We start from the raw sequence: 22,550 nt of genomic DNA, 5'->3' as shown, positions 1-22,550 counted from the left end.
TTGTGCTTCCTCACGCCATCGGAAACCGTGTTCAGGTTTCCGATGAACCAGAAGTCGCCCCTTTAGCTCATTGGCTCAAGGACTCTACTGCGTACACAGCGGTACTACATCCCCGCGGCCATTAGCCATAGGTACGGTGAGGAACGAACAAGACCACCAGCCGCGCTGCTCAACAATTTCGCGGACTTGAGACCACTTGTTGGCATCCAGGTTCGGAGTACGTGACAGTACAAATCCGGATCGACGCTGCGGGTCTCCCACAATCGCCAGGGAGTAGTCAGAGTCCAGGTAGGTTACCCGGTAGTTCACAGGACCATTTGGGTCCTGGTATGGAATGCCCGAGAAATTAACCCTCAGTGAGGCATCGGAACGCACTGACGCGGTGCCTGCAATACTGGAATCCGGACCAACTAAGGTGCCACAGGAGTTCTTCACCGAAATCTTGGTGTCATCAATAACCTTGTATTCAGCTTTAGTGTCATGAGCACACTGCACGCTAAAAGGCTGCGGAACGGCAGCTACTTGGTACCAGGTTCCCTGATAGCGCTCAAGGTCTACCGGTTCAGAGTTCTCTGGAAGTTCGTTGCCTGAGGACGATGATCCCTGAGGTACAAGCTGGGAGGATGCACCACCTAATCGGCCGCCATCAAACACATCTGCGGCAGCAACCGCAGGTGTCACCCCGCCTATTCCTACTGCCAATGCAACTAGTACTGCAACGATTCTGCGCCTCATGTTTCCTCCAAGGAGTGTCGGTCAGCCCGAGCTTGAGCTGTAGTTTTCAGGTTATACCAATATCTGCAACGCAGAAATAGCTTGGAAAAATTACTTCTCTCAGAAAGTGAATCCCCAAAGAAGCTCTAGGGAAACTATGCTCGTGAAATGAACAATTCATGTGGCACACAACAGATAGAAACCCCGGATACTCAAACCAGTTCGGCTAATACCACCTCAATTATGTGGTTTAGAGATGACCTTCGGCTCACTGACAATAGCGCCCTTGCCGCTGCGGCAGCTGAAGGTAATGTCGTCGCACTGTATGTCGTGGAAGACCCGAATCTCACGGGCGTCAGGGCTCTGGGTGGTGCATCCAACTGGTGGTTGGATCAAAGTCTAAGAGACTTGGCCAAGCGCCTAGACACATTTGGCATCCCACTATTAACAGAGCATGGTGACCCGCGCCTAGCGCTCCCGCAGCTGGCCAACGACCTCAATGCAACGTTTGTCGCTTGGAGTGAGCGCTACCATGAGCCCCAGCGCAGCATTGATGCTGCGGTGAAGGAAAAGCTTGAGACTTCAGGAATCCCAGTTCATGAATTTCCGGGCCATCTTTTGCTACAACCGTGGAATATCACCAATGGTCAGGGAAATCCCTATAAAGTATTTACGCCTTTCGGCAAGAAGTTGAAGGAATTACTAGATGAACCAGCTGACCCGGCAGTTCCTACGCAGATTGGTCCTGACTTCCCGCTCTCGGGGACAGGCTCGTCACTCGACGACAGTCTCAGCAACATCGATGCCCTAAACCTTGTCCCGTCCGGTTCTCAGTGGACCGAAGGACTTCAATCGCGTTGGGCACCCGGAGAAGTGGGTGCGCAGGAGCGATTCCAGCGTTTCATCACAACCCTTCTCAACAACTCTGAAGGTAAAGGTTATGCTGAGGGCCGCGATATCCCCGCGCTCAAAGTTACCAGTGAACTCTCCCCTCACCTGAGATTCGGAGAGATCAGTCCGAGGTTCATCTGGCACAGTATCACTCGGTCTTCGCTTGCCCCGCAGGATTCAAAGTCATTTCTCAGTGAGCTCATGTGGCGAGACTTCGCCTGGCACCGGCTTTTTCATCGTCCGAATCTCGCTGAAGTTAACGTTCGCAGCGAATTCGATCACTTCGATTGGTTGTGGGATTCCGAAAATGATGTAGCTACTACCCATCACGACTTGACAGATCCAAGAACCCGCCCTCTGAGTAAGAAAGCCAGGCATCAACTTCCTATAACGGAAGCAGACCAGTTCGAGAAAGCACTAATCGCGTGGCGTTCAGGAACAACCGGAATCCGCCTGGTCGATGCCGGAATGAGAGAGCTGTGGGCGACTGGGCACATGCACAACCGCGTGCGGATGATCGTAGCCTCTTTCCTGACTAAAAATTTTGGTATCCATTGGCGCCATGGAGAAGAGTGGTTTTGGCAAACACTTGTCGATGCAGACCCGGCCAGCAACGCATTCAACTGGCAGTGGGCAGCAGGTTGTGGAGACGACGCTTCCCCGTATTTCAGAGTATTCAATCCTGAACTGCAGGCCAAAAAGTTTGATCCCGATGGCATATATGTTTCGAGCTGGATACCAGAACTAAATTCTCCTAATTACCCGCAGCCCTTGGTTGACTTGAAGGAAAGCCGTGCTGCAGCGCTCGAGCAATACGACAGAATTAAATCTCTGCGAGAAAGCCCTGCATAAACACGGTCGAATTATAATTCCTGCCCCAGTGAAGAAAACTTAATTATGCTGGTGAAATGAACTCCTCACCAACACCTACTCTGGACTATCTGGCCAAGAATCCCAACAGGACCGTTTTGGTTACCGGTGCCTCCGGCTATGTAGGGGGCCGTTTAATTCCTGAGCTCTTAGCCGCCGGTTTTAGCGTCCGTGCGACATCACGCAACATCAAACGCTTTGACCGCTTTCCGTGGAAAGACGACGTGGAGCTCGCCGAGGCTGATCTGGGTAAAGCCGATGACGTAGCGCGTGTCATGCAGGGCGTCGACATCGCTTTTTACTTGGTCCACTCCATGGGCGACAAAGGTGAAGACTTCGAAGAAACCGAACAGAAGTCGGCTGAGATTTTCGCCAACGCAGCAGATAGCGCGCATGTCGCTCAGATTATCTACCTCTCCGGTCTCCATCCCCGCCGAAAACCATTAGAAGACTTGTCCAAGCATATGCGCTCTAGAGAACGCGTGGCTCGCACCTTTCTTGCCGCTCAAACCCCAGCTCTAGTTTTTCGAGCGGCAACTCTCATCGGTTCCGGCTCGGCGTCGTTTGAGATTATTAGGCATTTAACCCAAAGGCTTCCGGTTATGGTGGCACCGGGCTGGATTAGTAATTCCATTGAGCCGATTGCTATTCGTGACGCCCTGTACTACTTGGTTTGCGCGGCAGACTTAGATAAAGCGGTGAATCAACAATGCGATATTGGCTGCGGAACCACGTATAAATTTGCCGACCTCCTACACATCTACGGAAACTCTCAGGGGCTAAAGCGGCGCATCTATTCTCTCCCCATTCCGCTTCCCATGGATAAATTGTCAGGTGGGTGGATTGGCCTGGTCACCCCGGTCCCGTCACGACTGGCGGTTCCACTTGCACAATCCATGGCAGAAAACGCCATCACAGAGGAACACGGCATTGCAGAAATCATTCCTGATCCTCCTGGCGGATTAATTGACTACCCGCACGCCGTGAAACTTGCCGTGCAGGCTAACGATTCCCGTGGCGTGCCCACCTCGTGGGACCAAAGCTGGACGAAATTTGGTAACTCTGCCAATGATCTGGCCACCGATCCCGATTGGTCCGGTGATTCTTATTACGAGGATATCCGTTCGGCAGACAGTAGCCTTTCACCAGAAGATATATGGCAGGTCGTCGAGGGAATAGGCGGGGACAATGGTTGGTATTCGGCGCCGTTGCTGTGGGGAATCCGTGGGTTCATGGACAAAGTTTTCGGCGGTCCTGGCTTAGGGGGACGCCGTGACCCTCATCGTCTGGAAATCGGAGACCGTGTTGACTGGTGGCGCGTTGCACAATTAGAACGGCCTCATCGTCTAATTTTGAAAGCTGAAATGAAAATCGATGGTGAAGCATGGCTGACATTCGATGTCCAAGCCAACGACAATGGTTGCACTTATACCCAGCGAGCTTACTATTCACCAACTGGCTTATCAGGAAGAATATACTGGCGGTCAATGGCACCATTCCATGCATTCATTTTCCCCGCAATGATGCGCAGTATTCTCAACACCGCAGAAAAATCTGCACACGACGCTAGGAAATAGATGCGAGAAACCGATTTAACTCTGGATGCCCTGCAGATCTTCAAAACGGTCATTGCCACCACCGGAACCTGGTGGATCTGCGTAAACCTTTTAGATTCACAGATGCCGTTCTTGGCACCATGGATCGCATTCCTTGTATTGCAACCGACCGTCTCTGGTTCTATCACCAGTGGGTTGCAAACAGTCATTGCATCAGGGTTAGGAGTTCTTCTCTCCTATGCGATTGGAGCATACATAGGTGTCGAAGTATGGAGCTATGCATTGGCATTAGTACTGGGAATGCTGGGCTCACGGATCCCAGGGCTACGGCAAGAAGGCGCGACTATTGCTACGACCGCGGTGTTTCTTCTTTCTACTGGGTTTACCGAAGATGGCCCGGCATTGCTCGACCGCATGATAGAAATCAGCATCGGAGTGGTCATAGGTGTCGGGGTCAACATACTTATTGTTCCTCCCCTTCGAGAAAAACAAGCCGCACAGACCGTGGAATCCCTCCGGGTTCGTATGGGCGAGATATTGGTCGAAATCAGCGATGATTTCAGAGAAGAATGGGACCGCGACAAAGCACGGGAATCTTCAAAAGCTGTCCAGCAATTACGTAATGATTTGGACCAGTCCTGGTCAACCGTTCAGTTTGCAAGAGACAGCAGGCGACGAAATCCACGTCTCCTTTTCCAAGGAACCAGCAGGGAGAAATACGAACAGGTTTTGACCGGACTCGATGAAGCCGTCGCACACCTTCGTAACCTCACACGCACGCTGGAAACTACAAATTCTTCAGAATCAGCCGGAGGCCAGCGTTTCCGTGAGCGCTGGTCGGAGATCCTCAAAACAATTGCTAAGCGAATCAGTGATCCCAACGCCGATGTCGAACCCTCTGTTGACGAATTAGACCGACTGGCGCGAGAAATGGTGGCCGAAAATCAGCTTTCTGAAACAAGCTGGCCACTTTATGGTGCGCTTATCTCTTCCACTCGCAATATTTTCGTACTCATCGAGCAGATGTCGACTGCGACCGAAGAGCAGCGCACGTAAGAACTACAAGATGCCAGCCAGCAGCTCTTCGCTGCGGCTTCGACCCTCACGGTCTGGAATGTCGCCTGTGATGAGGAATTCATCGACGGATAGCTGCGCGGTGGCATCGGCAAGCAATGCTCCCACCTCTGCCGCTGTGCCATAGATCGCATTGACCAGCGATTCATCAATGCGCTTCTTTTGCTGCGAGGTCAAGGAATCAATGTCCAACTCCGAGGCTGTCCTGAGCTGCTCAAACACACCCGTGGAACGCGAAAGCACCTGCGAATAAGCCTCTGGCAACAGCAAGTTCCGTGCAGCCTCTGTGGTATCTGCTGCGGCGATATTCATCGACGCAATCACGTGCGGGCTATCCAAGACCTGGGAAGGCTGGAAGTTCTCCCGATAGGCCTTTATAGCATCTGCCTGCGTGGACAAAGGCCCACCCGTAATCACTCCAATGCCCAGCCTTGCCGCCGTGAGCGCTGAGCGGAACCCAGCGAGCATATAGATGGGTGTGCGCGCATTATCTGCCGGGTACGAACTCACCGCACCACTGCCTGAAAGGTAGTCCATGAGCTCTTCGACGTCTTCTTCCAGCCGTGCTTTCAATTCGTGCGGATCACCTTGGCGCAGTGCCTTGCGTACCGGCTTGGTAAAGCCCACCGACGAACCTAACCCGATATCAATGCGATCTGGAAACAGCGACTGCAACAAACCAATCTGCTCCGCGATGAGATACGGCGGATGGTTCGGCACCATAATCCCACCTGTGCCCACTCGGATAGTGCTGGTATTTGCCGCAACATAGGTTGCCAGCTGCGCCGGCTGCGAACCTGGAACCCCCGGCACACCGTGGTGCTCAGCGACGAGGAAACGGCTAAACCCGAGCTTCTCCACGTGCTGCGCGTGCGTTGCCACGCCTCGCAATGTCTCATCTGGGGTCTCACTGTGGGTTCCGGCTGCCCGGTCAAGAACAGAAAAGCGCATAAGTACGACTGTACTCATGCGCTCATTGTCCTGGTAAAAAGTTCGCTACCAGCTTAAGCGTTGCCGGCGGACCACTCTTCCCAGGACATGTTCCAGTCACCCAGACCGTCATAAACAGGCAAGGTGCCCGCCGTGGTGTTTTTAACCACCACGATGTCACCACGTTTGGTGTTGTTCATAAACCACTGCGCGGCTTCTTCCGTGACGTTGATGCAGCCATGGGAGGTATTGGTATTGCCCTGCGCCCATTCTGACCAAGGTGCGCCGTGGACATAAATGCCGGAATAAGACATCTGTGTCGCGTAATTGACCATCGTCTTATAGCCGCCGTCTTCGATGGAATAACCGAATGTCTCCGAATTCATCAACAGAGATTCGTGGCTGTCACCAATCATGTACCGGCCGTTTGGCGTCGCCCAGCGTCCGCCATCCCGGCCTAAGGAGACTGGAATCTCACGCAAGACTTCACCGTTTTTGTAGACGGTCATCATCTTCGTAGCGTCATCAACAATGGCCGTCACTCGGTCACCGATGGTGAAGTTGGTTTCATTATTATCACTGCCGTAGATGCCATCGCCCAGGTCCACGCCTTGGATATCAACATCAACGTTGACCTCAGTGCCTGGCTTCCAGTATTCCTTCGGGCGCCAGCGCACTTCATAATCATTGAGCCAGTAAAACGCACCTTCTACCTCAGGCGCGGTGGTGACAGTGATTGCTTCCTGCGCCTTTTCGCGGTCCGGAATGGCAACGCCGAAACGCACACCGATGGTTTGTCCGACTCCGACCTCGGAATCTGGCAGCGGAGAAAGAGACGCCGCCGTGGTGTTAACCATCTCTGGGGTCTTGAAGGTGACCGAGGTGGACTTGCCGTTTTCATCTTTCGCTTCCACCGTATAGGTGCGGTTGAAGCCTAAGGTCTCAGCCGAAGTCCACTCCATGCCGTCATCGGAAAGCTCTTCCATGACGACATAACCTTCTTCGTTGGTCATGGTGACCTCATCCAAGCCTGAGCCCAACGAAGTAACCGTGACCGGTTCATAAGGATTGTGGTCCTCGACGCCGTCAGCCACAGAAATTTCCGGCGCCAGCTTTTCCACCTTGTCTTTTACTTGCCCTGCCCCATCAGAAGATGCGGCATCCACGGACTGCGCATCCGGATTATCTGTTCCGCCTTCGATGGTGCAACCGGCTAATCCCAAAGCTGCAACGACTGTGAGCGCTACCAGCGAGCGATTAAAACGCTGAGCATGTACTTTACCTAGACCGAGCAACGGACAAGACCTATCTTCCTCATTTCAAAACAACTCCTCCAACTTATCGGTACATGGGCTAAAACACTAGCCAGACCACGCCGCGACTCTCGCTTCGTTACCAAATTAATATCAACGAGAAACTCCCAGGTAATAGGTTTATTTCTAATAATATTTTATGCGAAAACTACCCTGTTTCCGCCTGACCCACACACGGCGCCACATTCGCCGCTTTACGATGATTCCCCGAACCCTCTAAACACGGCCAGAATTGGGGTCTACCTGCCGATTTTTTAAAAAACAGAATCTGATGTTAGAGTTAATTCTCGTTGAACAGCGAGGCAGTTGCTAAAGCACAGCTTTTAACCGCCCTGCATGAAACAACAACGCGCCATTAGCTCAGTTGGTAGAGCAACTGACTCTTAATCAGTGGGTCCGGGGTTCGAAACCCTGATGGCGCACACTAAAGACCAGGTGGGAAGCTTTCACAAGTTTCTTCCCTGGTCTTCTTGGTTTTTACCTAACCACATTCGGGGGCGAAGCGCTCCCGCCAAGTGTCACCCAACTGAGGGTTCAATCAACGCCGCTCCGACCACGGCGTTTAAGTGTACAATCACAGGTACATAGTGTTTCGAATCACATCTAGAAAGGATGAGATCGTGCGTGTACTTCCTCAAGATTTGACCCCCGGGCTCGCTCGCGCCGGACGTGCCTTAGCTCAAATTAATTCTCTTATCATCTCCGAAGAAGCTGGCCTGACCAGACAGCAAGTCAGGGACTTTGAAAAGCGCGTGGGAAGCCTCACCCTTGATGAGAAAACTCGGCTCCAAAAAACTCTTGAGAGCTACGGCGTAGTTTTCATCGCTGAAGAGGACCAGATCGGCCATGGAGTGCGCAAACGCTACAACGCCTCCAAGGCCCGTCAACTCAAGCGCTGGGAAGATGAAGGCGGACGACCTGGCGAGAACGACTACTAGGTATTAACCAGCGGGCGTGGGCAGGACTCCTTGCTCGCGCCCGCAGTTACCAGAGTTCTTCCCCGTTGATCATGTAATCCTCATTTTCATCACGGCGAACCTTCGTTCCATCCCGCATGGTGCGGTCTTTAATCAGCTCTTCTGGGTCGATAACGCCGATCTTGTAGCCTGCCTCGCGCATGCGCCGTAAACCTTCTTTAAGCATGATTCGTCCGATGCGGTTAACGGTGGTGACTTGGCTAAAGTCCAACAGCACTTCATCGGCAGTGATGTCATAGTCTTCCAACCGGTACAGAATGGATTCTGCCGCCGAGAAGTTCATCACGCCCTGCAGGCGCACGACCCAAGCGTCGTTGATGACTTCCACCTCACGGATGGGGTGAATGCCGTAGCGTTGGTCCGTTGACATCAAGTGCAGGCCCATATCTTGGCTCAGGCGCTTAAACGCCTCCACTCCGCGGACTGAATTGCCTTCTGAGTTAAGGCGCGGGGAAAAAGTCGCAATCCCCAACTGCCCCGGCAATGTCCCCAACAATCCCCCGGAGACTCCCGATTTCGCCGGGATTCCGACCTCAGCCATCCAGCGCCCAGCCCCGTCATACATGCCGGCAGAGCTCATCACCGCCTGGGTCAAGCGACATACATCTGGGTCTAGAATCCTCTCGCCCGTTACCGGCTGAGTACCGCCATTAGCCAGCGTCGCGGAGATAACCGCGAGGTCTTTGACGTTGACTTTCGTTGAGCACTGCAAGGTATAGGTCATTACTGCATCGTGTGCATCATCTTGGATAATGTCGTAGTTGCGCAGCATGTGAGCCAGAGAAAGATTGCGCTCAGCATGCTCTAGCTCAGAGTCACAGGTTTGATAGTCAATGCTCAGTTCACGCCCCGCAAGGCGCGAGAGATACTTACGGATGTGTTCTACGCGTTCTTCAACACCAGAATCCACACCGTTAATCAGCTGCGTCACCGTCATCGCACCAGCATTAATCATGGGATTAACCGGGCGGTGATCATCGCGGTTGAGCGATAACTCATTGAACGCTTCTCCGGAAGGTTCCATACCCACCACGGAGCGAACCGCATCCAAGCCCAGTTCCTGCAGCGCCAAAGCGTACACAAAAGGCTTAGAAATCGACTGCATGGTGAATTCTTCCTCATCATCACCAGCGCTATACAGGTGGCCCGTGGTCGTGCACAGGGCAGCACCAAGATAGGACGGGTTAGCGGCTGCTAACTGCGGAATGTAATCCGCAACCGCGCCGCCATCTTGGTAACGAACTTTCTCCAAGATTTCATCGAGATAAAAAGGAATAGGAGTTTGCACCTTCACCAGCCTAGCTAATGGATTATTGCCATGTGCGGCGTTTTTGGAATCTTGCAGGCTTCACAGATCGCCAAAAGCCGGGCACCCACGATGTGAGCCCCGGTTGATTGTGCGAAAAATTAGCGCTCGGAGAGCAGGCGCTGCAGTTCCTTCAAATCGTTGCTCTTGCGACGAGAACGAACAACGCTAAATGCAATTGCACCAACGACCAGTGCCGCAACAGAAGCTAAAGCGATTTGCACGTTCTGCTGTGAAAGCTTTTCAGTTGCCGCTGCCTTAGCATCATTGGCCAAATTAGCTGGCTTGGAGCGATCCGCTAGCTCATCCAAAGTGCTTGCGAGCTGGCGACGGGTGCGCTCGATGTCTCGCTGAATGTCATCAATATTGCGTGCCACGTTTATTGTCTCCTGAAAAGTTACATTGGATATTAGGTTCGCACCTAGTCTAGCGCGACTTAACTTACGATAGAGTAAAAGGCATGACTGAGCAGATTAGATTAGAAGTTGGAGACACGGCACCTGCATTTTCTTTGAAAGATGATGCTGGAAACACGGTCTCTTTGTCCGATTACGCTGGAAAGCGCGTTGTAGTCTACTTCTACCCTCGCGCAAACACCCCTGGGTGCACCACCGAAGCCTGTGACTTCCGTGATGCTATGGAACAGCTCAACGGCTCCGAGGTTGCAGTCCTGGGCATCTCCCCTGATAAGCCAGAGTCTTTGGCGAAGTTCCGCGAAGACCACGATCTGAACTTCCCACTGTTGTCTGACCCCGAAAAAGAAACGCTGACCGCCTACGGCGCTTTCGGTGAAAAGAATAACTACGGCAAGAAGGTCCAAGGCGTAATTCGCTCTACCTTTGTGGTTGAACCAGATGGCAAAATTGGTGTTGCTAAGTACAACGTTAAGGCCACTGGCCACGTTGCCCGCATCATCAAAGAGCTCGACTAAGAAGAGTCTGCATTTTCACAGATGACCGAGAAGAACCCACAGTTGCTTGTCCCCCGGCGGCGCCCTGCACAGGCGCGCAGCCGGGTACGTTTCGAACGTATCTTGAAAGCAGCTCGTGACGTACTGGTAGACCTTGGCTTTGAGTCTTTTACTTTCGATGAAGTCTCAAAGCGTGCTGAGGTTCCCATCGGTACGCTCTATCAGTTCTTTGCTAATAAATACGTTCTGATTTGCGAGCTGGACAGAGAAGACACAGCAGCCAATGTCGAAGAGCTCAATAAGTTCTCCCAACGCGTCCCTGCCTTGCAGTGGCCGGACCTACTGGATGAATTTATTGACCACCTAGCGCGTATGTGGCGGCAAGACCCGTCCCGACGCGCGGTGTGGCATGCCGTGCAATCTACTCCTGCTACTCGCTATACAGCAGCTGCGACAGAGCGCGAGATGCTCGAACCGCTCTCAGAGATTCTTCGACCTTTGGCGCAATGGATGTCTGAGGAAGAACGCATGGAGCTCGCTGGTTTCTTGGTCCATACGGTTGTCTCTTTGCTCAATTACGCTATCCGCAGTGACGATCCAAAGGCGATTGACCGCGTCATCACTGAAATCAAGCGTATGCTCATCGCGTATCTCTTCAGCGTTGCCCAGGGACAACAAATCCCCGTTCAGCAACTTACTTCAGATCCGGAGCTTTAACTTTCAAAGAACTCCGCCCTTGATAAAGGTCTTCCCAGCTTGGGAAGACCTTTTCGTGTTTATAGGACTCACTCCCGCATCGCTCCGGTCGCAGCGCTTGTGGATAACTTCGGCCGTTGCGTGACGTGTCAACGTAGTTATCCACAGATTTTCGAGCTTGCACTAGCGCACACTTGCATAACCGTTTTAGTGTCAAAGTTATGAACGACATATGGCAAGCATTCAAGCTCCTCACCAGCCACGGCATAGGCTTTTTGCGGCTTTTCGATGAGCTTTCACCTCACGACCTATCCGACGAAGGCATAGAAGTTTCTCTCGCCAAAAATTACGCCCGCCTCGCCACCGAACTTTTTAGCCCCTGCGACTCCCCACGTGTGCAGCAAGAAACTATCGCCCTCGCCGAAGAGCGACAGCTCAGCGCCAACCACTTGCTGATGGTCAATAAGCACGCGAGGAAGCTCAAAGCCCGCGGCGCGGCCTGGAAACTGCGTGCAGAGCTCATAGCCCTTGAAGGCTCTTTAGAAGAAGTCGAAGCCTACGCCAAAAAGCGCGTGACCGAAGAAGGCGGCGACACCAAAAAGAAACCCGGTGTGCGTCTCGGCCGCGTCATAGACGGCCTACGCACTATCAGTATCACCGATACCCAACGCCGCATCACCGACCTCGAGAAAACCCTCGACGCAACTATCAAAGACGATGACCAGCCACGCTCCGAAGCATTGCTCGAACCATTCTGGGACCTCGTCGAAGGAAACGACACCGGGCTCATCAAGCCTGAGTACCGCACCGTCATCGCTATCGGTCTTAACGATTTCGCCAAAGTCTCCTGCGGCAAAGGCGACGAGGTTATCATCGGCCTCTCCGATGGCACCACGATGACTGGCGCCGAGTTCATCAACGCTGCGATGGAAGGAGCACTCGGCGACAAACTCTACGTCGGTCTCTTCCACCCCACCGCCGGACCAGTCAATCTCTACGAAGCCCGCTTCGCCTCCGACAAGCTGCGTACCTTAGCCATGGCAGAGAACCTGGTATGCCCGTGGCCGGACTGCAATGTGCCTGCGGATAGATGCCAGGTCCACCACATCGACGCCCACAAACACGGCGGGCATACCAAACCCTCCAACCTGACCATGTTATGCAAGTACCACAACGGCGTCAACGACGACGGTGACCCGGCTAATCCCGGGTCACAGAAGAGAAAAAATAAGCGAGGAAAAGGGAAGCCGAGTCCGGGTAAACCCAAGCGCGGTCGGATGCGACGCCACCGCGGCAAAGTCCGCCTGCATACCCCAAGCGGAAAACTTGTGGGCAACACGCATGACTTGAGCAGCATGGGGGCAATGAACCTCATCTAAAGCCGGGGTGCTCCCCGCAGCTAGCAAAAGCTAACTAGTCAACTAGGCTGGTTAGCCAATTCGGCGATCCCTTTTCAATAAAGCCGTATCTGCGCAGTCAACAGCAGCTCGACACAGCACTCCAGGAAGAGAACTAACGCGCCAAAAGGGCCTTCCCTTTAACAGGAAAGGCCCTTCATGTCATTGATGCCCTAACGCTGGTAGCGCATCAAGCACTGCGCGGTGGCGTAGTCGCCATCGTGGCTGATGCTCAAACTCAACTCCACGTCACCGATGGATTCCTGGAGTTTCGCAGCCACTTCACCTTTCAATTGCAAAGCCACCCGTCCCCAGCGATCCGGCAAGACTTCAATCTCAGCGAAGCTCACTAGGTCTGGTTCAATAACCGGCGGGTTGCCGTAGATAGCCTGCGACCACGCCTTGATGAAAGCCTCTTTGGCTGCCCAGCGACCAGCAAGGTGCTCAGTGCGCGAGCCCGCAAGGCTGGCATTCGCCACCCCATCTGAACCTCCGGCATCGCGGCGCTGCTGGGCATGACGGCGTTCCAACGGCGAGAAGACTTGCTCAAAGGTAGAACCCGGCCGAGCAAGCTGCTCGGCAAAGCCGGGGATATGGACCAAGTCCACTCCCACGGTCATTGCGTCGCGTTTATCCATCGCTACTTCTTCGCGTGCTTTCCAGCGCTAGCGCTTGGCTCCAGCAGGTTGCCGCGCAGACGAGCGTCATCGTCAAGCAGGACTGCGGCTTCGCGTTCCTTGACTGCGTCACCGGTGCCGCCGAGGTTGCGGTCAACAGGACGCTCGTACAACGCCGCGCCACCGGAGATGGCAGCGGTCAGGCGCTGCAGACCAGCAGCCTCACGTGCAGCAGCTGCTTCTTGCCACTGTGTAGCCGCTTGCTCGCCACGCTCAGCGCGCAGAGCCGCAAGGAATGCACCTGGGTGCACCACAGCAACCAAAGCGGATACGTGACCGAAGCCGAGGGAGGTCACCAGACCAGCCTTTGGCGGGGTCGCACGCAGGTCGAGCTGCTCACGCAACCAGGTCAGGTGCGAGTGACGGCGCAGCACCGGATCCACACAGTCCAAAGAACGGTTCGGAGGCAGCACACCATTGCGCAGCACCTGGGTCAGACCAACCAGCTGGAATGCGGCGGCACCACCCTTAGCGTGACCGGTCAAAGTCTTCTGCGAAATGATAAACAGCGGGTTACCAGCATCGCGGCCCATAGACGCTGCAATACGCTCATGCAGGTCCGACTCATTCGGGTCATTGGCGTTGGTGGAGGTGTCGTGCTTAGAAATCACAGCGATTTCATTCACGCCCACACCAAGCTCATCCAAGCCCTGTGCCAGACGCGAATCCGCACCACCACGGGCAGCAGATAGCGCGCCCAAGCCCGGAGCAGGGATAGAGGTGTGAGCACCATCGGCGAAGGACTCCGCAAAGCCCACAACGCCCAACACTGGCAAGCCCAACTCAGCAGCGAGGCTACCGCGCGCCATCAAGATGGTGCCGCCGCCTTCAGACTCAATGAAGCCACCACGACGGCGGTCATTAGCACGCGAGAAGTACTTGTGGTCAATGCCCTTTTCTTCCATCTCGGAAGAATCCGCCGTAGCAGCCATGTCACCGAAGCCAGTAATACCCTCGATAGACAGGTCATCAATACCGCCGGCAACCACGAAGTCGGCCTTGCGCAAACGCAGCTTATCCATGCCCTCTTCGACAGAAACAGCCGCGGTCGCACACGCCGCAACCGGGTGTACCATCTGGCCGTAGCCGCCGACATAAGATTGCATGACGTGCGCTGCCACAACGTTTGGCAGTGCTTCCTGCAAAATGTCATTCGGACGTGGCTGCGCAAGCAACTTATCCAGGTACAGCGAGCGCATCGACTGCATGCCGCCCATACCGGTGCCCTGGGTGGAGCTAACGCGGGCGGGGTGCACGTGGCTGAGCAGCTCAGCTGGGCTAAAGCCCGCAGCCAAGAAAGCATCGACGGTACAAACCAGGTTCCACAATGCAACACGGTCGAGGTTGTCAATCATGTCAGCCGGAATGCCGTAGACACCTGGGTCAAAGCCCTTCGGTACCTGGCCGCCGACAAAGCGGGTCATCGCTACGCGGCGCGGTACGCGAACCTCGGAACCAGCCGGGCGGGTAACTTGCCATTCCTCACCGTCGAAGTGCGCAGTTGCGCCCTCCACATCAGCCACGAAGGTGCGTGCGGTTTCTTCATCTTGCACGGCAAAAGTCATGTCGCGCTCAAGGTAGATGGTGGTCAGCTCAGGTGCGAGGTTGTCCACCATTGGCATGTTCGGGCCGTAATCGTCGTGGTATTTACGCACGCCAACATTCGCCAGAACTTCGTCGTGGAAGCGGTCGTAGATGTCTTCTTCGGCGATTTCCTCGCCGTCAGCATCGAACCAGGCGCCAGCAGCATCGTCCCAGGCAATCAGACCGGTGGTCCACGCCAGTTCGATGACACCAGCAGCGCTAAGGTCGCCAGTCATTTCCACTTCAAAGCGGGTACGCGAGGAACCAACAGGTCCGATTTCGCCAGCACCGACGATGACCACCATGTCATCAAGCTTCTGGCTCACGCCAGCAAAGTCTGGGGCGGTCCACTCGATGCGCTCGCGGATATTCGGCAAAGCGCGCAGCTTGATGACCTCGGAAGCTTCCTCGGTCACAAGCTGAGAAGATAGGGAACGCGCCAGCTCCGGCAGGTTGATATCGGCTTCGCCCAGGCCGCCAGTAAAGTCCAGGGTCACAGGAGCTTGCGCTGCGGCTTCGCGCTTGCTTGTCGATGCCCCCTCGCTCACCAATTTCTCCGCCATCTCCTCGGTGGAGTAGGTGGTGACGCCCTTGGCTTCAACGGCATCGACAAGCGGGTCATTGCCGCCCATCAGACCGGTGCCGCGAACCCAACCGATGTGTGCGTGAACAATCGAGGTACGGTCGCCCCAAACAGGCTCTGCGTGCCAGCGCGTGACCAGCGCATCGAGTGCTGCCTTGGATTCGCCGTAAGCACCATCGCCACCGAAACGGCCGCGGTTTGGGCTGCCCGGAAGAACAATGTGCAGGCGCTGGCCCACATGCGTGCCGGTGCCAAGTTGGCTCAGGCCCGCAATCAGCTTTTCCACGCTCCACAGCAATAGACGCATTTGTGCTTCAGCTGGTGCGCCGGCATCAGCCAGGGTGCCTTGCACGCGAGGTGCGGCGAATGGGAAGAGCAGGTTGGCAACCATCGCTGGCTTGACCAGCTTGGAAGAACCGCCGACGGTGGCGGTTTGCTCGGTGCCAATCCAGTCAATCAGGTTGTCGAGGTCAGCAAAGGAGTTGAGGTTTGCCGGCACAACCCACAGCTGTGCATTACCGCGCGCGGAGGTGCGGTAGAGGTGCTTGTAGAACTCCAGACGGTCGTGACCCAGGCGTGAGGTGGTTGCGATAACGGTTGCGCCTTCGCGCAGCAGGTTCGCGACAACCTCAGCCGCAATCGAGCCAGGAGAGCCACCGGTAACAACAGCGACTTCGCCGTTGTGTTCCAGGGTGGAGGCATCGATACGCGCTTGCGCTGCCTGTGCATCCAAGCCCAAGTACTCGGCCATCACGGCTGCTTCTTCACCCGCGCCGGTGATGTCGAGTGAGTCGATTTCACCGTGTGCCAAACGCACGAGGTCTTCACGCGCGGATGCCCAGCGGTCATCGAGCTGCACGGCCTTATCCGCGTCAAAGCTAGGCGCAACCAGACGTGGCCAGTCAGAGCCTAGCTCAGCGGTAACTAGGTCAACGATGGCTGCGTTGTCATCAGCCTCAGCGAACTCGGTGGTTGGTGCCTGCTGGCCCAACTGCGCCAGCAAAGTACGCGCGGTAGTCGCTAGCGCCGAGTTCATCTTCTCGGAGTAAGCATCCAAGGCCGCGGAGTCCACTACCCCACCGCCAGCGCCGCCGCCTGCCGATGGCTTCGAGATAACAATGCCGACCTTTGCGCCCGCAGCATCCACTGCGGCGTCAATTAATGCGTCGAGCTCAGCTGTCGATGCCGGATTTGCCGGCGAAAGCAGCGCCAAGTCGCCGCCGCGTAGCGATGCTCCCTCGCGCGCACCCAACACCAGCTCCGCGGTGACGCGGTCGACCCAACCCGCACCCAGACCCCAGGTCTCGGATACGCGCTGTGCGATGTACGCAGGCTTCTTACCAGCAGGACCGGTAATACAACGCAAGGATTCTGCGACCTGTGCAGAAAGGACTGGGCCGAATGCCTTGTAGCCCTTTGCCATGCCAGCGACCTGGTCTTTTAGCGCGGAGATTTCTGCATCGGCTGCACCCTCGATTGCGCCGAGGCCAAATTCCACGCCGAGGTCCAGCAGCAGCTGGTTACGACGGGACGAGACACCCTCGACGAGCAGCTCGATGGTATCTGCCGCACCCATCTGGTCAGGGCGCACCTTGGTCCAGATAGCAATGAGCATCTCGGTGGCATCAGCGGCGCTAAATGCCTTGTCGTCTGGCGTGCTTCCACCAGCGGCTGGTGCTGGTGCCGGTGTCGAAATAACCGGTTCCGGCGCCGCGGCAGGTGCTGCGTTGGCTTCAGCAATTTCTGCTGCTGTTGCGGTAGATGCTGTGTCCGCTGATTCAGTAGATGATGCTCCAGTATCTTCTACCGGGCGCTCGATGGCGTCTTCGGCGAAGACGGTTGCGCGGTCGCGTTCGACGTTGAGGACCTCGATTGGGTTGCCGGCGTACTGCGGCAAACGCAAAGTCTGGCCGAGCATGTTGGCCAAGGTTGGCGATGAGCCGACGCCGATTTCGACGAAGCGCTCCACGCCCAGACCTGGTGTGCCGGCGCCAGCGGTGACGCTGGTGTCAGAGAGCAGCAGATCCTGGGTCTCAATCCAGCGCACTGGGGATGCGAATTGCCATGCCAAAAGCTCGATGAGCAGGGTGCGGCCGAGCTTGACTGGGTTTTCCAACGCAGAATCGAAGTCCGCGAGAATATCCGCGACATAGGTGGAATCCACCACCGCTGCCATTGACTCTACGAACTCGCGGGTGAGCTCGAATGGACGCGCGACCAAGTTCGGGATGTAGCGGCCGCGCAAGATATCCAGGTCTACTTCTGCTGGAATCAAAGAATCCAGGTGCGCGCGGAAGTTATCAACGCCGCCCAACAGGTGCGAGGAGTGGAACGGCACGTCGATGCCCGGAATCATGATGAAGGCACGTTGGCCCGGCGCGCGGGATTCTGCATCGGCAGCCAAGGCAGCCAGACCTGCACGGGTACCGGCGACGGCGTACTGCACACCAGCGATGTTGTAGTTCACGATTTCAAGGAATTCGCCGCTGGCTTCAGAAACCTGCGCAACGTAGCCGAAGACATCATCGGCGCGGATGCCGATCTTGTTCGGACGCAGCGCTGCCAGACCGTAGTTAGAGTTGCCCTGGGCATCGCGGTCTACCAGGCGGTGCATGGTCAGACCACGGGCGTAAACGATCTCGACTACGGCTTCGAGCGACAGCACCTGCGCGTATGCCGCCAGCGCGTTGTACTCACCCACGGAGTGGCCCGCGAAGAAAGTATCCTGCGACTTCACGCCGGCCTCAGCCAGCTCAGCAATCTGCGCACAGCCCAAAGTAGCCATCGCGACCTGGGTGAACTGGGTCAGGAACAATGCACCATCAGGGTGGGTAAATTCCTCACCGTCAACCACGACGCGGTCAGGGTTGTTGCGCACGATTTCCAGGATGGAGAAACCGAGCTTGGAGCGGGTGTGGGCATCGGCACGCTCCCACACGTCACGCGCGGCAGCCGAGGATGCATAAGAATCCATGCCCATGCCTGGGGTCTGAATGCCCTGGCCTGGGAAACCGTAGAAGGTACGTGGCGCTGCCATGGTAGCGGTTGCCTGCAAGACAACATCGCCATCCACGCTTGCCGTGACAGTGCGAACTTCGCCGGCGCCTGGGCGGGAATCGATGCCGGTGCGCTCGACGATGAATTCCACCTGCGCGCCGGGCAGCACGGGGCTGAGCATATTCGCGGACCATTCAGCAACGGCAACGCCATCGAAGCCTGCTGCAAGCTGCGCAATCGCAGAGGTCCACATGCCGTGGACGATGACGCCATTGTCCAAGCCAGCCAGACGCGCGGCGGCGCCGGAGACGTGGATTGGGTTGCGGTCACCGGTGACCACAGCGAATGGGTGCATGGATGCCGGTGCGGTCACGGTGAGCTGGTGACGGAAAGAAGCCGGGGTATCGGTGATGTGCTCGGTGGAGTTGACTGGCTCGAGGTCCTGCTCGCCGGTGCGGCCGACGATGGCGAAACGCTCTTCCAGGCTAGCTAGCTGAGCATCCTTGAGGTCAGCGCCGTCGATGTCGATGGAAACTGAAACCTCAACAACGCGGCCCACCAAGGTATCGCGGACTTCACCGCCGGTGGCGGTAATGGTCAGTTCAACTGGCTGGGTTGGCAGTGCTTGGTGCAGGCGCAGGTTGTGCTCGAGGTGAACCAGATTCAGCAGGCCTTCGACCACGCGTGCAGAGTCAGTGCCTGGGACAATCGCGTTCGCGATAACGGCGAATACTGCTGGCCATGCGCGGCCAACGATCACGTCTGGGGCAATAGCGGAGTTGGTTTCTGCACTTGGGATATAGCCGGTAGTAACACCTGCATAATCTGCCAATGCAGCAGGATCAAGCGTGGTCTGCCAAGTTGCTTTGCCGTCGATAACCTCTGGCAAAGTGCCGCCGGCAGCAACTTCTGCCAATGCTGCCATGGATTCTTCGGCAGCTTCAGCGGTGATGATTGGGGTGGACGACAACGGTGCATCGGCAGGAACGGTGATGCGAAGGGTCAACTGTGCACCAGCAACGGAACCAGTCAAAGCGACGGTGAGCTCGACGGTTTCGGCATCGATGGTAGAAAGCTCTGCGCCTTCCGCGCGTGCCGATGTCCCCTCTGCATCCAAGGTCCAGTCTTCAGAAATCTGCGCGACTGGGTTTGGACGCTGGCGTCCTGCCCACTCCACGGACTTCGCGGCGAGAACGCGCTGCAGGGCGGAGCTTGTGACATCGGCAGCTTCAGCATTGGCTGCAACAACATCGTGGACTGCGGCTGCTTCAAAACGTGCGAGCAGCTCAGCGACAGGCTCATTGGCCTTGGTAATTCCAGCAACAGCGGTAGTGCCGGGGATGATGCCTACTTGTTCTGCGGTGTAACGCTCATCGTGTGCCTGCCACAGGGAATCCTGGCGCCACCAACGCCGCACGTCTGAATCAATAACTGGAACGAATGCTGGTGGCTTGCCCTTGCCGCGCAAAAGGTCGATGAACCAGGCGACATCGGAAGCGGTAACTGTGTGCTTGTCAGCTGCTGGGTATGCCGCAACGACATCGGCGATAGCGCGCTGCGGATTGTCGATATCAACGACAACCTGTGCTTCGAACTCACCGTGGTCAGCAATAGTCAGGCGCTGTTCAACGCGTGCGACCATCTGCTCAAAACGACGTGCCCAGGAGGTATCTACCCAGGAGCCCATGTAGGAGACTTCGAGGTAGCGTGCCAGCCACTCGGCATAGGTCATCTCGCTAATATCGCCGAAGTAAGGCTTGGCGGTACCGGCGATGGCTGCGATGATCTCATCGCGACGGGCGGCAACAGCGTCGGCGTCACCAGCGACCTCGTCCAGAAGGCGACCAGCCTTGGCAAAGGTGTTATCAATCTCGTGGATATCCGCGCCCAGCTGGGAGCGACCCGATGCGATACCGTCGCGTGCGCCGCCGGCTGGAACCCAGCCGCCACCAGGGATATCTTCAAGCCCCTGGGTATCAACCAGCGCCTGCTTGACGGATTCTGACGCAGTGGATTCCAGGGTGGCCATCGCAGCGGTGCCGATCATGATGGCATCGACAGGCATTGCTGGCAGGCCATAAACCTTGGCCCACTCACCAGTCAGGTACTGCGCACCACGCTCAGGAGCGCCAATGCCGCCGGCAGCCATAAGCACTACATTGTCGCGCTCGCGGATATCGGCGTAGGTTTCAATCAGCAGGTCATCGAGGTCTTCCCACGAGTGGTGACCGCCGGCCTTGCCGCCTTCAACCTGCATGATGATGGTGGTATCTGGCAGATCATCGGCGATATCGAGGATCTTCTTGACCTGGCGCACAGCACCTGGCTTGAACGCTACCCATGGAATATTGTCATCCTGGAGCTGACGCACCAGCGCCAAAGCTTCCTCATGTGGTGGGATACCAGCGGAGCAGACCACGCCATTGATGGAAGCGCCGTTCGCACGGGCACGTGGGATCAGACGACGTCCTTCAATCTGGGTACGCCACTGCTTGGGCGACAAATACATCGCGTTGAACTGAGCGTTGATGCCCGGGTTCAGCAGCTCTTCCAAACGCTCCAATGAGTCATTCAAAATCGCTTCGGTAACCTGGCCACCGCCGGCCAGCTCTGCCCAGAAACCAGCATTCGCAGCAGCGGCAACAATTGCTGGGTCTACTGTCGATGGCGTCATACCCGCCAACACGACTGGGGAATAACCAGTTAATTCAGTAAAGCGCGTGGACAAACGGGTCTTGCCGGCCTCATCGAAGACCTTCGGCGCAAACTTCTCGAAGTTGAGAGGAAGTTCAGGGGCCTGGCCGACATCGAAAAGTGCTGCTTGGCCATCGTCGGTGGAGACAACCTGCACGCCAATGCCCTGGCCTGCCACAACCGTCTTAGTTACTGAAGACATGCCCTTTTCAGGACCGCATTCCAAAATCCACTGCGCGCCAGCATCGATAGCTGACTGCACAGTTGCTGGCCAGTCGACGACATCAGTTAAGACGGCCTGTGCACCATCGCGCGCAAGCTCTGCATCCAGGCCAATCTGCGCAGCCCAGTTAATAACGAGCTCAACGGCTGCCTGCATCTTCGGGTGGTGATAAGCCGCTTGTACCGGCAAAGCATTAATCCGCGGGGCAAAAGGATTGCCGCCGCGTTCTTTATTCTCAATCGCCTTCGCGTCTTTTTCCGCGAGCTTGTCGATGACCTCGATAACCTTGTTGTTATCTTCCGGCGTGCCCACGATAACGAAGGTATTGCGGTTATTCTGCAGACCAATAATGCTGCCGACACCGGTCTTAGCCAGCACCTTTTCTAACTGCTCACGGGTAATACCTGCAATCGACACCATCGGGGAACCAGCTGCGGTGCGAATAAGCCCGGTGGCGCGGGCAGTCTTAGAAATAGCGACGCCAATAAGCTGCGCCAAAGCAATAACCTCTGCCGCCTGGGCACGGCCTGAAGAAATATAAGTCGCCAGCACGCCCTGAGAATGGCCGATGTGTGCGGCTGCGTCTTCGTAATTTAAACCCTGCTGCTTCAAAGACTGCAAAAGACCATACTGCGCGAGCACGATACCCGGAGTAGAGATAGCAGAATCAGACAGATCCCATGCTGGATCCTCGTCCTTTGCTGCCCACTGCACGGGGTTGAAACCGTGTGGCATCGCTGCGACTAGCTCATCGGCAAGCGGCTCAAGCAGCTTCTTGGCACCGTCTACCGCACCAGCCACCTGCGACCCCACGCCACCGGCAATAACGGTGCGCAAAGTTGGCAACCAAGGAAAACCCTGCCCTGAAAAGCTGAGAGCAAATTTTTCAGTCTCCAGGCGGTTCACCAGGCGGTGGTTAGAGATGTCAATAGTCACGATTCGTTTAACTCCTAGTGATATCGGTTATGACCAATGGCAGGGTTTCGCATTGAAAGATTCGGATTAGATTCGCGAAGAACAAAACGAAAATGGCAGGCCAAAAATTCAGCTGGTTTACTAGCATGCCACAAAATCATGAGGGAACCATCATCTTTTGCCCCGCGCCGCCAATGACGTGCAACTTTAGGGCAAATCAACCGATAAATTCACTCACCACTG

At 55.9% G+C, this 22,550-nt stretch carries 14 protein-coding genes and 1 tRNA gene; 8 read left to right on the top strand and 7 right to left on the bottom strand.

Going from position 1 to position 22,550, the window contains the following annotated elements:
• Nucleotides 1-84: 84 nt before the first annotated feature.
• On the bottom strand, nucleotides 85-735 hold the full coding sequence (locus tag C5Y44_RS11790; RefSeq protein ID WP_105325109.1) for a lipocalin family protein: 651 nt from the start codon (nucleotides 733-735) through the stop codon (nucleotides 85-87).
• 147 nt (nucleotides 736-882) lie between these two features.
• On the opposite strand from C5Y44_RS11790, the gene C5Y44_RS11785 reads away from it, so the two are divergent.
• From C5Y44_RS11785 to C5Y44_RS11775, 3 genes are read left to right on the top strand one after another with little or no spacing between them, the layout of a single operon-like run.
• Entirely contained in the window at nucleotides 883-2,457 is a 1,575-nt protein-coding gene (locus tag C5Y44_RS11785; RefSeq protein WP_105325108.1) for a deoxyribodipyrimidine photo-lyase, read from the top strand.
• A 56-nt stretch (nucleotides 2,458-2,513) separates the two neighbouring features.
• Complete coding sequence (locus tag C5Y44_RS11780; protein ID WP_105325107.1) at nucleotides 2,514-4,052, top strand: SDR family oxidoreductase; 1,539 nt, start codon at nucleotides 2,514-2,516, stop codon at nucleotides 4,050-4,052.
• Nucleotides 4,053-5,087, top strand: a complete 1,035-nt coding sequence (locus C5Y44_RS11775) for an aromatic acid exporter family protein (RefSeq protein ID WP_105325106.1) — start codon at nucleotides 4,053-4,055, stop codon at nucleotides 5,085-5,087.
• A gap of 3 nt (nucleotides 5,088-5,090) precedes the next feature.
• On the opposite strand, the gene C5Y44_RS11770 is transcribed toward C5Y44_RS11775, so the two are convergent.
• Both C5Y44_RS11770 and C5Y44_RS11765 read right to left on the bottom strand, forming a co-directional pair.
• Nucleotides 5,091-6,074 carry an MsnO8 family LLM class oxidoreductase gene (locus C5Y44_RS11770; RefSeq protein ID WP_105325105.1) on the bottom strand — a complete coding sequence of 328 codons (984 nt, stop codon included), beginning with the start codon at nucleotides 6,072-6,074 and terminating at the stop codon, nucleotides 5,091-5,093.
• 35 nt (nucleotides 6,075-6,109) lie between these two features.
• Complete coding sequence (locus tag C5Y44_RS11765) at nucleotides 6,110-7,330, bottom strand: Ig-like domain-containing protein (protein ID WP_105325104.1); 1,221 nt, start codon at nucleotides 7,328-7,330, stop codon at nucleotides 6,110-6,112.
• A gap of 367 nt (nucleotides 7,331-7,697) precedes the next feature.
• On the opposite strand from C5Y44_RS11765, the gene C5Y44_RS11760 reads away from it, so the two are divergent.
• Together C5Y44_RS11760 and C5Y44_RS11755 are read left to right on the top strand one after the other, a co-directional pair.
• Nucleotides 7,698-7,770: transfer RNA gene (locus tag C5Y44_RS11760), tRNA-Lys, on the top strand.
• A 198-nt stretch (nucleotides 7,771-7,968) separates the two neighbouring features.
• Nucleotides 7,969-8,286, top strand: a complete 318-nt coding sequence (locus C5Y44_RS11755) for a hypothetical protein (RefSeq protein WP_105325103.1) — start codon at nucleotides 7,969-7,971, stop codon at nucleotides 8,284-8,286.
• Nucleotides 8,287-8,332: 46 nt separating this feature from the next.
• On the opposite strand, the gene C5Y44_RS11750 is transcribed toward C5Y44_RS11755, so the two are convergent.
• Nucleotides 8,333-9,613, bottom strand: a complete 1,281-nt coding sequence (locus C5Y44_RS11750; RefSeq protein WP_105325134.1) for a glutaminase — start codon at nucleotides 9,611-9,613, stop codon at nucleotides 8,333-8,335.
• A 119-nt stretch (nucleotides 9,614-9,732) separates the two neighbouring features.
• The gene (locus C5Y44_RS11745) at nucleotides 9,733-10,008 is read right to left on the bottom strand and encodes a DUF3618 domain-containing protein (RefSeq protein ID WP_066795992.1); all 276 of its coding nucleotides are present in this window, start codon (nucleotides 10,006-10,008) and stop codon (nucleotides 9,733-9,735) included.
• Between the two features lie 83 nt (nucleotides 10,009-10,091).
• On the opposite strand from C5Y44_RS11745, the gene bcp reads away from it, so the two are divergent.
• From bcp to C5Y44_RS11730, 3 genes are all read left to right on the top strand, one after another.
• Nucleotides 10,092-10,562, top strand: a complete 471-nt coding sequence (gene bcp, locus C5Y44_RS11740) for a thioredoxin-dependent thiol peroxidase (protein WP_066795993.1) — start codon at nucleotides 10,092-10,094, stop codon at nucleotides 10,560-10,562.
• A 21-nt stretch (nucleotides 10,563-10,583) separates the two neighbouring features.
• Nucleotides 10,584-11,258 carry a TetR family transcriptional regulator gene (locus C5Y44_RS11735; RefSeq protein ID WP_066795995.1) on the top strand — a complete coding sequence of 225 codons (675 nt, stop codon included), beginning with the start codon at nucleotides 10,584-10,586 and terminating at the stop codon, nucleotides 11,256-11,258.
• 200 nt (nucleotides 11,259-11,458) lie between these two features.
• On the top strand, nucleotides 11,459-12,616 hold the full coding sequence (locus C5Y44_RS11730; RefSeq protein ID WP_105325102.1) for an HNH endonuclease signature motif containing protein: 1,158 nt from the start codon (nucleotides 11,459-11,461) through the stop codon (nucleotides 12,614-12,616).
• A 191-nt stretch (nucleotides 12,617-12,807) separates the two neighbouring features.
• Here C5Y44_RS11730 and C5Y44_RS11725 read toward each other — a convergent pair whose 3' ends face one another.
• Entirely contained in the window at nucleotides 12,808-13,272 is a 465-nt protein-coding gene (locus C5Y44_RS11725) for a holo-ACP synthase (RefSeq protein ID WP_105325101.1), read from the bottom strand.
• A 2-nt stretch (nucleotides 13,273-13,274) separates the two neighbouring features.
• On the bottom strand, nucleotides 13,275-22,328 hold the full coding sequence (locus C5Y44_RS11720; protein WP_105325100.1) for a type I polyketide synthase: 9,054 nt from the start codon (nucleotides 22,326-22,328) through the stop codon (nucleotides 13,275-13,277).
• Nucleotides 22,329-22,550: the final 222 nt, after the last annotated feature.

The sequence above is a fragment of the Corynebacterium sp. J010B-136 genome (assembly GCF_002967075.1).
Lineage (GTDB): Bacteria > Actinomycetota > Actinomycetes > Mycobacteriales > Mycobacteriaceae > Corynebacterium.
The sequence above is the reverse complement of the archived record's forward strand: the minus strand, read 5'-3'. Positions and strand labels throughout refer to the sequence as shown.

Coding starts and splice junctions, on each gene's coding strand:
- C5Y44_RS11790 (WP_105325109.1), bottom strand. CDS start 735: ATGAGGCGCAGAATCGTTGCAGTACTAGTTGCATTGGCAGTAGGAATA.
- C5Y44_RS11785 (WP_105325108.1), top strand. CDS start 883: ATGAACAATTCATGTGGCACACAACAGATAGAAACCCCGGATACTCAA.
- C5Y44_RS11780 (WP_105325107.1), top strand. CDS start 2,514: ATGAACTCCTCACCAACACCTACTCTGGACTATCTGGCCAAGAATCCC.
- C5Y44_RS11775 (WP_105325106.1), top strand. CDS start 4,053: ATGCGAGAAACCGATTTAACTCTGGATGCCCTGCAGATCTTCAAAACG.
- C5Y44_RS11770 (WP_105325105.1), bottom strand. CDS start 6,074: ATGAGTACAGTCGTACTTATGCGCTTTTCTGTTCTTGACCGGGCAGCC.
- bcp (WP_066795993.1), top strand. CDS start 10,092: ATGACTGAGCAGATTAGATTAGAAGTTGGAGACACGGCACCTGCATTT.
- C5Y44_RS11735 (WP_066795995.1), top strand. CDS start 10,584: ATGACCGAGAAGAACCCACAGTTGCTTGTCCCCCGGCGGCGCCCTGCA.
- C5Y44_RS11730 (WP_105325102.1), top strand. CDS start 11,459: ATGAACGACATATGGCAAGCATTCAAGCTCCTCACCAGCCACGGCATA.
- C5Y44_RS11725 (WP_105325101.1), bottom strand. CDS start 13,272: ATGGATAAACGCGACGCAATGACCGTGGGAGTGGACTTGGTCCATATC.